General features: G+C 54.5%; 12 protein-coding genes and 1 pseudogene. 6 read left to right on the plus strand and 7 right to left on the minus strand.

The genetic code is table 11. The annotated features are described in order from the left end of the window. The first annotated feature begins 33 nt into the window (after positions 1-33). A complete protein-coding gene (locus tag O1V66_RS07310) occupies positions 34-516 on the plus strand; it encodes a hypothetical protein (RefSeq protein ID WP_269128236.1) in 483 nt (160 codons plus the stop codon). Between the two features lie 17 nt (positions 517-533). After that, on the plus strand, positions 534-2,402 hold the full coding sequence (locus O1V66_RS07315) for a glycosyltransferase (RefSeq protein ID WP_269128237.1): 1,869 nt from the start codon (positions 534-536) through the stop codon (positions 2,400-2,402). 37 nt (positions 2,403-2,439) lie between these two features. Here O1V66_RS07315 and O1V66_RS07320 read toward each other — a convergent pair whose 3' ends face one another. From O1V66_RS07320 to O1V66_RS07340, 5 genes are read right to left on the minus strand one after another with little or no spacing between them, the layout of a single operon-like run. Beyond that, positions 2,440-3,876 carry a 6-phospho-beta-glucosidase gene (locus tag O1V66_RS07320; protein ID WP_045047813.1) on the minus strand — a complete coding sequence of 479 codons (1,437 nt, stop codon included), beginning with the start codon at positions 3,874-3,876 and terminating at the stop codon, positions 2,440-2,442. 42 nt (positions 3,877-3,918) lie between these two features. After that, the gene (locus O1V66_RS07325; RefSeq protein ID WP_045047812.1) at positions 3,919-5,358 is read right to left on the minus strand and encodes a glycoside hydrolase family 1 protein; all 1,440 of its coding nucleotides are present in this window, start codon (positions 5,356-5,358) and stop codon (positions 3,919-3,921) included. 14 nt (positions 5,359-5,372) lie between these two features. After that, positions 5,373-5,693 (minus strand): PTS lactose/cellobiose transporter subunit IIA, encoded by a 321-nt coding sequence (locus O1V66_RS07330; protein ID WP_045047811.1) that lies wholly within the window; start codon positions 5,691-5,693, stop codon positions 5,373-5,375. A gap of 2 nt (positions 5,694-5,695) precedes the next feature. Continuing rightward, positions 5,696-7,000: a PTS sugar transporter subunit IIC gene (locus tag O1V66_RS07335; protein ID WP_045047810.1), complete on the minus strand. Its 1,305-nt coding sequence runs from the start codon at positions 6,998-7,000 to the stop codon at positions 5,696-5,698. Further along, positions 7,000-7,320 (minus strand): PTS sugar transporter subunit IIB, encoded by a 321-nt coding sequence (locus tag O1V66_RS07340; protein ID WP_045047809.1) that lies wholly within the window; start codon positions 7,318-7,320, stop codon positions 7,000-7,002. The genes O1V66_RS07335 and O1V66_RS07340 overlap by 1 nt, the downstream gene beginning before the upstream one ends. 354 nt (positions 7,321-7,674) lie before the next feature. Between O1V66_RS07340 and O1V66_RS07345 the strand changes: the two genes are divergently transcribed. Continuing rightward, positions 7,675-8,697, plus strand: a complete 1,023-nt coding sequence (locus tag O1V66_RS07345) for a LacI family DNA-binding transcriptional regulator (RefSeq protein WP_045047808.1) — start codon at positions 7,675-7,677, stop codon at positions 8,695-8,697. 48 nt (positions 8,698-8,745) lie between these two features. On the opposite strand, the gene O1V66_RS07350 is transcribed toward O1V66_RS07345, so the two are convergent. Then, the gene (locus O1V66_RS07350; RefSeq protein ID WP_045048200.1) at positions 8,746-9,171 is read right to left on the minus strand and encodes a hypothetical protein; all 426 of its coding nucleotides are present in this window, start codon (positions 9,169-9,171) and stop codon (positions 8,746-8,748) included. A 183-nt stretch (positions 9,172-9,354) separates the two neighbouring features. On the opposite strand from O1V66_RS07350, the gene O1V66_RS07355 reads away from it, so the two are divergent. The 3 genes and pseudogenes from O1V66_RS07355 to O1V66_RS07365 all read left to right on the plus strand — a co-directional run bounded on the left by O1V66_RS07355 (position 9,355) and on the right by O1V66_RS07365 (position 12,302). After that, positions 9,355-10,353 (plus strand): LLM class flavin-dependent oxidoreductase, encoded by a 999-nt coding sequence (locus O1V66_RS07355; protein ID WP_045047807.1) that lies wholly within the window; start codon positions 9,355-9,357, stop codon positions 10,351-10,353. A gap of 10 nt (positions 10,354-10,363) precedes the next feature. After that, positions 10,364-10,927, plus strand: a complete 564-nt coding sequence (locus O1V66_RS07360) for a GNAT family N-acetyltransferase (protein WP_045047806.1) — start codon at positions 10,364-10,366, stop codon at positions 10,925-10,927. A gap of 29 nt (positions 10,928-10,956) precedes the next feature. Next, positions 10,957-12,302: pseudogene (locus tag O1V66_RS07365) on the plus strand (LLM class flavin-dependent oxidoreductase). A gap of 124 nt (positions 12,303-12,426) precedes the next feature. On the opposite strand, the gene O1V66_RS07370 reads toward O1V66_RS07365, so the two are convergent. Next, positions 12,427-12,711: a hypothetical protein gene (locus tag O1V66_RS07370; RefSeq protein WP_045047804.1), complete on the minus strand. Its 285-nt coding sequence runs from the start codon at positions 12,709-12,711 to the stop codon at positions 12,427-12,429. Positions 12,712-12,823 lie beyond the last annotated feature (112 nt).

Here is a 12,823-nt window from a genome sequence, read left to right on the forward strand (position 1 = left end):
ATAAAAATTGAGTTTCAGCGGAGCAGAAAATATATGACCGAGTTTGCATCATTTTGGCAGGGAGGATTTGAAGGCGCAGATTATATAACAAGACAACACGTTCCACTTTCCATGAATGAATCCAACGGTCATTTGCAAAAAGTATTTGAAGATTACACCGCTTTAAAAGAATTCGGCATTAAAACGGTACGTGAAAGTGTGGGCTGGCGGCTTTGTGACCGCCCCGAAGGCTATGATTTCAGCTCGGTTTATACCCGAATGCTGGCGGCTAAAAAAGCCGGCATTCAAATCTGCTGGACGATTTCCCATTACGGCTGGCCTGAAGATACCGATATCTTTGCGGCAGATTTTGTCCCGCGCTTTGCCCGTTTTTGCGGCGTGCTCGCCACCTATCTGGCCCCCTTTTTCGATTCACCGCCCGTTTATTCGCCCGTTAACGAGATTTCGTTTACCAGCTGGGCAATTTCGGTAGGATTTTTCCCTCGTCACGCGAACCCAGCCACGAGGCGGGCGTAGAGAGCAAGCGCCAACTGGTGCGCGCCGCCATTGCGGGGTGCGACGCCATCTGGCACGCCGACCCGCGGGCGCGCATGCTGCACTGCGATCCCATTATCAACATTGTGCCGCCGCCGGGTGGCGAGGCGTTGCAGCATGAAGCGGAACAGCATTCCCTTGCGCAATATCAGGCCTGGGACATGCTCTGCGGCAGGCTTGAACCCGAACTGGGCGGCGCAATGCGCTATCTCGACCTTATCGGCGCGAACTATTACCACGATAACCAGTGGGAGATGATGACCCATCGCAAACTGTGGTGGCATCTCGGCGACGCCCGCCGTGCGCCGCTGCATCAGATGCTGCACAAGCTCCACCAGCGCTATGGCCGCCCTATTCTGCTCGCCGAAACCAGCCATGTGGGCAGCGGCAGAGGCGCGTGGATTCAGCATATTGCGGGTGAAATCGCCCAGGCCCTGCTTAACGGCATCAAGATTACCGGCGTCTGTCTTTATCCCATCATCGACAGGCCGGATTGGGAAGACAATAACAGGTGGCACCAGAGTGGTTTATGGGATGTCCCCGAGTACACCTCTGAAAATTACCTCAGAGTTATCAACCCGCCTTATGCGGTAGCCATCAAGGAAGCACAAGCGTCGCTGCGTCAATTTGTTGACCAGCTAGATAAACGGAATAGCGACGAGGATAAGCCTATGACCGTCCAGAAATTAATTGTTTTCTCTCATCTGCGCTGGGACTTTGTTTTTCAGCGCCCTCAGCATTTGCTGACCCGTCTCGCCCGAGAATATCAGATTATCTTTGTTGAGGAGCCGGTCTATCAACCCGGCGAGGCCGCTTTCCATTTCTCGTATCCGGCCGCCAATGTGACCGTCGCGCGGCCTCATACCAGTATCCAGCAACCGGGTTTCCATGACGATCAGCTGGTTCAGTTGACCCCGTTGATGGAGCAACTTTGTCACGAAGACGAACAGCCACTGGTGTGGTTCTATACGCCGATGGCGCTTCCGCTGCTCGCCAATTTCAATGCCTCTGCGGTCATTTATGACTGTATGGACGAACTGGCGGCCTTTGCCAATGCACCGCGTCAACTGCTTCAGCGGGAATCTGCGCTGCTGAAACGCGCCTCGCTGGTGTTTACCGGCGGTCCCAGCCTGTATGCCGCCAAGAAAGACCGCCACCCTTCGGTTTACTGCTTCCCGAGCAGCGTCGATGTCGTCCACTTCGAGCAGGCGCTGGACCGAACCAATGAACATCCGTTGCAGGAAAATATCTCGCATCCGCGCCTGGGTTACTATGGCGTAATCGACGAGCGTATGGACACCGCCTTGCTGGCGCAACTGGCCGATGCACATCCCGAATGGCAGATAGTCTGCGTCGGCCCTGTCGTGAAAATCGATCCCGCCAGTTTGCCGGTGCGAAACAATATTCATTATCTGGGTCAGCAACCTTATCAGGCGCTGCCGCAGTTTCTCGCCGGATGGGATGTCTGCCTGATGCCGTTTATGCTTAACGAGTCCACCCAGTTTATCAGCCCGACCAAGGTGCTGGAGTACATGGCAGCAGCGCTCCCGGTGGTCAGCACGCCTATCAAGGATGTGGCGGAACCCTACGGGGATGTCGTGTTTATCGGCAAAGATGCCGGCAGTTTCATCGCCCACTGCGAGCGGGCGCTGGCCTTGACCGATGCCCAGACGGCCCGCATGGTGCAGCGAATGAAGCAGATTGTGAGTCTGACATCGTGGGACAGCACTGCGCAACAAATGAAGATGCTGATGAGTGGCGCGGCCGAAAAAGCCACACCACTGCAAGAGCCGGAGCTGTCGCAGAAGAAGTCATCGGCCTTTTCACTCACGGAAGTGGCCAGCAGCTGGTTGAAACGCAGCAGTTAGCTGCCGCCAATTCGCCCTTATCGGAGGAGAATGCCGCCTAAAGTTCTCCTCCACGGCTTGCGATAACCCGTTTGTACCAGTTAAAGCTTTTCTTCTTCGAGCGCTGCAGGCTTCCGCTGTTGTCGTCGTGTTTATCGACGTAGATGAATCCGTAGCGCTTACTGTATTGCCCGGTGGTGTAAGACACGCAGTCAATGCAGCCCCACGGCGTATAGCCCATCAGGTCGACCCCGTCGTCAATCACCGCTTTCTTCATCTGCTCGATATGCGCACGTAAATAGTCGATGCGGTAATCGTCATGAATCGTGCCGTCCGCCAGCGGCGTATCCACAGCGCCAAAGCCGTTTTCAACAATAAACAGCGGTTTCTGATACCGTTCATAGAGTGCATTCAGGGTGTAGCGCAGCCCGACCGGGTCTATCTGCCAGCCCCATTCGGACGCGGCGACGTGCGGGTTGCGCCTGCTGCCTTCAACGGATTCGATCCCGCCCTGCTCCTCGCGCGCCGCGGCCTGCACCGCATTGCTCATGTAGTAGCTAAAGCCGAGATAGTCGGTGCAGCCCTCACGCAGCGTGGCTGCATCGTCGTCCTGCATGTCTATCCTGTAGCCCTTGTTTTCCCACTCTTTCAGAATGTAGCTCGGGTAATAGCCGCGCATCTGCACATCGCCAAACAGATAGCGCTGACGCATCTGCTCCTGCGCAAACATGACGTCTTCGGGGTCGCAGGACCACGGATAGATAGGCACCATCGCCAACATGCAGCCAATCTTGAAATCGGGATTGATCGCGTGCCCCCGTTTTACCACCTTGGCGCTGGCGACAAACTGGTGGTGCAGCACCTGATACATAGCCTGCTCCGGATGAGGTTGTTCAAGAAACACCACGCCCGAGCAGGAATAACCAAACAGCGGGATCTTCCAGTTGCGCTGATTATTTATCTCGTTGAATGTCATCCAGTATTTGACTTTCTTCTGGTAGCGCGTCATCACAACGTCGCTAAAGCGCACAAAGAAATCCACCACGTTACGATTGAGCCAGCCGCCATATTCCCTGACCAGATGATGCGGCATTTCAAAGTGCGACAGCGTGATAACCGGCTCGATGTTGTGTTTTAGCAGCTCGTCGAACATGTCGTCATAAAATTGCAGTCCGGCTTCGTTGGGCTGCGTCTCGTCGCCATTGGGAAAGATTCTCGACCAGGCAATCGAGGTTCTGAAGCATTTGAACCCCATTTCGGCAAACAGCGCGATATCCTCCTTGAAATGGGAATAAAACTCGACGGCTTCATGATTGGGATAGCGCTGGCCAGCCTGCACGCCGTCCGTAATTTCACGCGCCACGCCGTGCGCCCCTGCGGTAAGCACATCGACAATGCTTGGCCCCTTGCCGCCCTGATCCCAACCGCCTTCAACCTGATGCGCGGCCACCGCGCCGCCCCATAAAAAATCCTCGGGTAACTGTCTGGATGTCATTACGTGTTCCTTAAGAAAAAATCATGAATAAATCAGAAAAAATCAGTATTCAATCTGCGGATTCAGGTTTTGACCTCCGCTGGCAATCACCTGCTGATACCACGCGAAGCTCTTTTTCTTGTAGCGTGCCAGATCCTTTAAGTCTTTTTCGTCGCGATTGACGTAAATAAAGCCATAACGCTTGCCGATTCCCTGATGGGTACTCACCAGATCGATAGCCGACCACGGGCAGTAGCCAAACACCTCGACGCCATCGCTGATGGCGAGTTGCAGTTGCTCGAGATGCTGGCGCAGATACGCTATGCGGTAATCGTCATAGACTTTATTGCCCGCCTCGAGGGTATCGAAGGCGCCCAACCCGTTTTCCGTAACAATAAGTGGCAAACGGTAGCGTTCATAGATTTCTCGCGCCGTAATGCGAAAACCGACGGGGTCGATATACCAGTTGAATTGATTACGTTTCAGGAAGGGATTGTTCATTCCGGCATAAACGCGGGTGTCGATGCCGGCCAGTTGCTGATCCACCGCCCGCGTCGGTTCACCCTGCTCACGGGCATGGGCGGACTGTTCTGCTCCTACCGTCGCCGAGGCATAATAGTTAAAGGCGATAAAGTCGGGTTTACCCGCGCGCAGCAGCGCCATTTCCTGCTCGGTGACGGTAGGCAGATAACCCTTTTCACGCATGAAACTCCAGGCGACGGCGTTGTAGGTGCCATAACAGGCGAGGTCGAGATAAAGCCAGTTGCGAATGGCGGAAAAATTATTGGCCGCCAGCACGTCTTCGGGACGCGCACTTGCCGGATACACGCAGGAAATATTGGGTGCCGGACCGATTTTAGCCGTGGGCAGCATCTGATGACAGGCAATCATCGCTCTGGCCTGTGCCAGCATCATGTGGTGATTCTGCTGATACAGGGCCTTTTGCGGATCTGGCGTGCCCGGCGGCAAGGTACCTATCACCTCGCCCTTGAGGATCATCATATTTTGTTCATTGATGGTCAGCCAGTATTTCACCCGATCGCCATAGCGCTCGAAGGCCATGCGCGCATACCGCTCGAAGGCATCGATTGTGGCGGGATCCGACCAGCCGCCCTTCTCCTGCAACGCCCACGGCAGGTCAAAGTGATACAGCGTAACCAGCGGTTCGATGTGATACTGCACCAGAAGTGTGATCAACCGGTCATAAAACGCCGCGCCTGCCAGGTTGAGTTCCCCCGTGCCCTGCGGAAAGAGACGTGCCCACGAAAGTGAAAAACGGTAGGTTTTGAGGCCGAGTTCGGCAAACAGCGCAACGTCCTGCTCAAGGTGATGATAGTGATCGCTTGTGACCTTGAAGTCACTCAGTTCGGCGTTGAAAACCGCCTTGTCTATGACCGAGGGGCCTTTTCCCTCTTCATTCCATGCCCCTTCGACCTGATAGGCCGAGGTCGAGGCACCCCAGAGAAATCCTGACGGAAAAGGTGTGACCTGCGGGTATTCCATAGCGTTCTCCTTGATTAGCGGTTTTTCAATACCGAAATTTCGCGGTGCAGATGAATCATCTCTTCGGCGAGTTCACGACAGAGCATGGCGTTCATTAAATGGTCCTGCGCATGAACCAGAATCAGGCTGACGGGAATTTTGCCCACACCTTCATCGGCACCGATAAGGCGGGTCTGAATCAGATGCGCCTCTCGGGCGGCCACCTTTGCCGCCGTCAGATGCTGGTCGGCCAGCGCCCAATCATGGGCACGCGCCGCTCGCAGCGCCTCCATCGAGCAGGAACGGGACTCTCCGGCGTGGATAATCAGTTCCATGATGACGTTTTCAAGTTCCATATTCAGTTCTCCACCGGTTGCAGTGCAGGCTCTTCCTGCTCAATCAGCTGTTTTTCATACATTTTGAAGAAGGGATAATAAATAAGCGTGGAGACGCACAGCAGCACGCCGACAAGAACTATCGCGCGCACGTCCCAGCCCGTAGACCAGGCCGCGCCGATAGGACCGGGCGTTGTCCACGGGGCGAGCGAAATCACGTGATTGACCAGATGAGTGCGGGTGGCGGTATAGGCGATAACGGCATTCACCAGCGGGGCCGTGATAAACGGAATAAACAGCAGCGGGTTCATGACGACCGGCGAGCCGAAAATCACCGGTTCGTTGATGTTGAACATGCTGGGCACGAGTCCGAGTTTGCCAATCGAGCGCAGATGCGCCGACCGACTGCGCAGATACAGGAAGACCAATCCCATGGTGGAACCGGAACCGCCCACGACGATGAAGAACTGCCAGAAAGGTTCGATGAAAATCTGGGTTATAGGTTGTCCGGCATTTAATGCCTGCTGGTTAATCCCGAGGTTGGTCAGCCAGAAAGCCTGTAAAATCCCGCCCACAATCACCGCGCCGTGAATACCGGCAAACCACAGCAGATGGCAGAGCAGCACCGCAATCAATATTGCAGGCAACGAGTCGGAGGCAGAAATGATCGGCGCGAATATCGCCATAATCGCCTGCGGCAATAACAGGCCGAACTGATGCTGGATAAATAGGCTTAACGGGAACAGGGTAATGAAAATAGCCAGTATGGGAATCAGCAGGTCGAAGGATTGCCGAATTTTGGGCGGCACCTGCTCGGGAAGTTTAAATCCGATATTATGTTTATGCAGAAAATGCATTAATTCGGTCGCGTAAAGACTGACTAATATGGCGGTAAAAATCCCTTCGCCACCCAGCGACCCTACCGGCAACGCGCCATTATTTTGCGGTGAGGCGACGACCAGAAACGCCATTAACGACAGCATTGCTGCCATAAAGCCATTCATTTTATAACTCTGCGCCAGATTATAGGCAATGGCGGCGGCAATATAGACCGCCATAATGCCCATCGTCATATTATAGGGCATCATTATCTGTGAGGTATGGCGTTCGACCATGCCCAGCCACCACTGCGCAAAGGCCCAGTCGCTGGTTGCGCTAAAAGGCGGATGGGCAAACAGCAGCATGAAAGAACCGACGATAAGAAACGGCATCGAGGAGATAAAACCGTCTTTAATCGCGACGACATGGCGTTGACTTGAAAGCTTTGCCGCAATCGGGCTTATCCTGTTTTCAATGACGCCGAACAATGACTCACTGATTGTGCTCATTATTTTGCCTCTTCCGAGGTGATCATTTTCAGTGAGTCGTTAAGGATTTTCTCACCGTTCATCATGCCGTAATCCATCATGTTGATAACGGCGACAGGTTTGTGGAGTTCATCGGCGATGGCCTTGAATTCAGCCAGTTTGTATTTGATTTGCGGACCCAGCAGGCAGATATCATAGTGCGGGATCTGCTCACTGAATTCATCGAACGCAATGGCGTTGATTTCGACGTCGATATGGTTTTGCGCGGCATATTTTTCCATGCGCTGGACAAGCATACTGGTGGACATTCCGGCGGCACAGCACAGTAAGATCTTATTCATCGTTTATCCCTCGGCGTAGTGTTTGAATTAAAATATACAAGCGAGAGAGATAACTGCAACCGGTTTCAGATTAGTTGTTTCGCTTTGTGATGGCGATCGCGAATGTTCATGTCGACGTTAATTAATCATGTTAATCGATGGAATTATCGATTATTGGGAATAGTATTAACGATGAATTATTTCTTTTTTAACGGAATGCATAACGAATTAATCGACGAGCGAGAAGCGGAGTTTTTAAATTTATCTCCCGCTTTTCGTAAAGAAATTATTAAGGACGCGAGGGAATGCACTGTGAGTAACTTAAATAACAAGGTACGATAGTGTGATGCAAAACGCAGTAACGGAAATTTATTAATGATAACCATGCTCGATGTCGCCAATAAGGCGGGCGTATCAAAAGCCACGGTTTCTCGCGTTCTGGCAGGCAACAGTTATGTCAGCAAAACGACGCGCGACCGCGTTTTCAAGGCGGTCGAAGAAACGGGCTATCGCCCCAACCTGCTGGCGCGCAACCTCGCGACCAACAAGTCACAAAGTATTGGCCTGATGGTCAGCAACACGCTGTATAACGGCCCCTATTTCAACGAATTACTGTTTCAGACCGCGACGCTGACAGAGAGCTATGGCCGACAGCTGGTGCTGGCCGACGGCAAACACAGCGCGGCGGAAGAGCGCCAGGCTATCGAATTTCTGCTCGACCTGCGTTGCGGCGGGCTGATTGTGTATCCGCGTTTTCTTGATGCCGACGAACTCACCGACATTATCGACAATGCCCCCAAGCCGATTATCGTGGTCAATCGCCGTCTTGAGCAGGCCTCGCAGCACTGCGTCTATGCCGACCACCAGAAATACAGTTTCGATGCGGTGAACTACCTGATTCAGCAAGGACATCGCGATATTGCCTTTATCAGCGGCATTAGTGGCTCGCCGTCGGCCGGCAGCCGTCTTGCCGGTTATCGGCAGGCGCTCGAGGCCAACGGGATAGCGTTTCGCGAACCGTGGGTGGTCGAAGGTCGCTGGACGCCGGAATGCGGCGTAATGGCGGCGAAAACGCTGCTCGAACGCGGCCTCGCGTTCTCGGCGCTGGTGGCGAGCAATGACGATATGGCGATCGGCGCAGCCAGACAGCTGCACGCCGCCGGTAAACGTATTCCGCAGGATGTTTCGCTGGTCGGCTTCGACGACATTACCATGGCGTCTTATGTGATTCCGTCACTTAGCAGCGTGCGAGTGCCGCGTGCCGAGATGATAAAAACCACGTTGAAACAGCTGGTGGACAGGATGGAAGGCCATGTCGTCGATGCCCCCCAGCCTTTCGCGGGGGAATTGATTGTGCGGGATTCGCTCGCAAAGGGCCCCTATTACTCAGGCGAATAACCGTTCGGGTTCAACGTCAAGCTTCAACCTCTTCTTGCCGTGCAGCCCCTATTCGCCGCCCAGCCAGACCCCTTCACAAAATAGCCGCGTTGCCGCCAGACTTTGCTGGTGGCGCGTTGCCGCGTCGGCGGGCAATTGCGCCAGTTGCAGCAGCATTGCGGTAAACAGTTCGGCCAGTAGCGCGATAGGAATATCTTTACGGAAGATGCACGTCTCCTGTGCCTGCTGCCAGTTTTCCTGCATGATGGCCACAAGCTGCGCCCTGATATCGTGACGTGCGGGGTAAGCCAGCAATACGCGCGCCGTAGCCTCCTCATGCTGCGCCAGATAATTCAGCAGTTTGCGAAAGCTTAATGCCACGCGATCCAGCACCTGATTTTCGGGCACCTGCGGGTCCAGCTTCAGGGTGCGCGCGAGCGCCAGCAATTGCTGTGCAAATGCGCTGTCGAGCGCATCAAAGAGAGAATCCGTCATCTTGAACATTGAGCCCTTAAAGGAGAGTGGCGACAACTTTATCGTAAATCCCCCGCCCCGCAAACCGCGTGCCCTTTTGCTAATCCATTTTGCGCAACTTGATAGCAACTATTGTTGTTTTACTTAGGCTTGTCCCGAACTCAATAATCGCCGGTATTACCCGAGCCTAATTAAGGAAAAAAGATGGGATACCGTTTAAGTTTGCTGGATAAAAGCCCGATTGACGACAACGAGGACGCCGCCGGGGCACTAAAACGTACGCTGGAACTGGCGCAAAAGGCCGAGAAATGGGGTTATCACCGTTTCTGGCTTGCCGAGCATCATAATACCGACAAGCTGGCCATCTCCTCACCCGAAATCGTTATCGCCTGGATTCTGGCGCATACCCGAACATTGCGCGTCGGTTCGGGCGGTGTAATGTTGCAACATTACAGTCCCTTCAAAGTGGCCGAAAACTTTAATCAGTTGGCGTCACTCGCGCCGGGCCGCGTCGATTTGGGTATCGGCAAAGCGCCGGGCGGCCTGCCGCTGTCTACACACGCCTTGCAGTATGCCGTCGATCCTGCGCGCAAGGGCGAGTTTGCCGAACAGCTGAAACTGCTGGATGACTGGCTTTCCGTCCCGGTTCGGGAACAGAACGGCGACACGCTTTCCGTCACCCCGCAACCGCCGCAAACGGCATCCCGCTTTCTGCTTGGCGCAAGCGAAGAGAGCGCGCGTCTTGCAGCCCGACTCGGCTGGAGCTTTGTCTTTGCCGCTCATCTGAATGCCGACGAACGCGATATTTCCCGCGCGCTTTCCGCCTATACGCACGACAGCAATGGCCGCCGCGCCATCCTCGCCGTGCCGGTCATTGCCGCCGATACCACCGCGCAGGCCAGGAAACTAGTAGGCGAAGGCCAGCTTTACCGCGTGGTCGCAAGCGACGGTCAGCGGGTCAATGTGGGCAGTCTGGAGCAGGCCGATGCCTATATTCGCCAGTCGAAAGCCGCCTCGCACCAGATTGAAGAGCGCAAGTCTTCCGTAATAGCCGGAACCGGCGAAGAGGTGCACCAGCAACTCGAAGCGCTACAGGCCAGATATGGGGTGGAAGAGTTCGTGATCGATTCACCCGTGACGCAACCGCAGGCCCGCCTGCGATCGCTGGAACTGATTGCCACCGCCAGCGTTGCGCTGGCCTGAGGAGTCGCCGATGAGCGAAAACATTCGTCTTGCTACCGAAGCCGATGCCGCCGAACTGCACGCCATGCTGCAAAAGGCCTACGCCTCGCTTCAGGAACACAATATCAACTTTACGATTACCCGCGCCAGCGTCGATGAGGTGCGGGATGTACTGCGCAGGGAAAGCACCTTTGTGCTCGAAACGGAACTCGGTATCACGGCCACTGCGACCGTGCGTTTTCCGTGGACCCTCTCGCATCACGCCTCGCCTGCCCCCTGGCCGTTTATTCACTGGTTTGCCGTTCACGAGCAGGCCAAGGGGCAAGGTTACGGCGCAAAAATTATCGGTTACGTCGAAGAGACAGTCCTGCGCGACACGCTCAAGGCGCCTGCCGTGTATCTTGCCACCGCCATTCGTCATCCGTGGTTGACCGCCCTCTATCAGCGTCGAGGCTACGAGGCGTTTCATACCGCCATCAATCCGCTGGGTGTGGAGCTGGTTTATCTGCGCAAAATCCTCAATGCGGAAGTCTATGGGGAGCACGAACAGCAAGAATCTGTGCGCACTTTCGCCGACTCTCGTGTGCTTGTCTAATTCGCCTGACCCTTGCCAAAGGAAACATCATGAGTAACAAAAGACAACTGCGTCTTGGCGCAATCATTCAAGGCCCGTCGGGCAATATGTCCGCGTGGCGACACCCCGATGCCGTCGCCGACGCCAGCATCAACGTCGAGTTTGTCCAGCAACTGGCGAAAAAGGCCGAGCAGGCCAAATTCGATTTCCTGTTCGTTGCGGACGGGCTTTACATCACCGCGCAATCCATCCCGCATTTTCTTAATCGCTTCGAGCCACTCACCCTGCTGTCGGCGCTGTCGCTTGTCACTCAAAAGATAGGTCTGGTGGCGACGCTTTCGACCTCCTACAGCGAGCCTTTCACTGTCGCCCGCCAGTTTGCCAGCCTCGACCATTTGAGCGGCGGTCGCGCAGGCTGGAATGTGGTGACTTCCCCCTTGAAGGTTCGGCCAAAAACTTCTCCCGTGACAAGCATCCGGAGCATGACGAACGTTACCGCATTGCCAGCGAATACTTGCAGGTGACAAAAGGACTGTGGGATTCCTGGGAAAAAGATGCGTTTGTACGCAACAAGGCCAGCGGCGAGTTTTTTGACTCAACCAAGCTGCATACGTTGAACCATCAGGGGAAATACTATTCGGTACAAGGCCCGCTGAATGTCGGCCGGTCGCCGCAGGGTCGCCCAATTGTGTTTCAGGCCGGTGCTTCCGAACAGGGCAAAGCCTTTGCCGCCGAAGCGGCCGACGCTATCTATACACGTCAGGAAACGCCGGAACTGGCGCGCGCCTTCTATCAGGATGTGAAACGACAGCTGGTAGCGCGTGGACGCAGCGAAGAGGATATTCGCATTTTTCAGGGCACCAGCGTCATTATCGGCGACAGCGTGGAAGACGCCGAGAAGCAATATCAGCAGACCGCGCAGTTGGTTACGGTGGAGAAAGCGCTGGAGTATCTGGGGCGTTATTTCGAACATTACGATTTTAGCCAGCATGACCTCGATGCGCCCTTCCCGGAAATCGGTGATCTGGGGCAAAACAGTTTCCGCAGCACCACCGACGAAATCAAGAACAATGCCAGAGCGCGCGGTTTGACGCTGCGTCAGGCGGCGCTGGAAGCCGCTACGCCGCGGCCGTCGTTTCTGGGCACGGCAGAGGATGTCGCCGACGGTTTCGAGCACTGGTTCACGTTCGGCGCGACCGATGGTTTTATCGTGCGCGGCGGTACGCCAACGGCGTTTGACGATTTTGTCGAGCAGGTTATCCCGATTCTGCAACAGCGTGGGCTTTATCGCACCGACTACAGCGGCACGACGCTTCGCGATCACCTGGGTCTGCGCGAACCGGAAAACCAGTTCGCCTCGGCCACGGCACAGCGCGTGGAGAACGTGACTGCTTGATGTTATCTGATTCCCGCACCTTTTAATCCCGCACTCTTAAAGTGCGGGACACTTCACTCCATGATACCCAAAAAGCAAAAAACCCCGCAGTCGCGAGGTTTCGTTTAACACTTTCTTTTAGAACTTACATCATCGGTTTGATGTTTCTATCGATCAACAAGTTCGTTTTCTCGTCGATAGGTATCTCGGGGCACGAGCCGCAATAACCAATCAGATACCAATTACCGTCTGCACATTTCTCGGGGCAGACTTTATAGCGTTCATTCTGTACGCCATACAGTTCTGCCTTTGCCTGCGCCAACTCGTCCGCTTCGTCTCCGCGGAAGAACAGGGAAAATTGGTGATTTTCATCGACATGTTTTTGTCCGTGGCGGCTTCCGCCTAGAAGCAAATAATGATATTCAGACATTATTTCTCCCTCCTCCTAGCATTTGATTGAATGTCGTTACAGCCCTTTTCACCTGATACACTCTCTTTTAAAATACAATATGGCATCTTAAAACAAACAATCCGGGGCAACG

It is taken from the genome of Rouxiella chamberiensis, assembly GCF_026967475.1.
Classification (GTDB): domain Bacteria; phylum Pseudomonadota; class Gammaproteobacteria; order Enterobacterales; family Enterobacteriaceae; genus Rouxiella; species Rouxiella chamberiensis.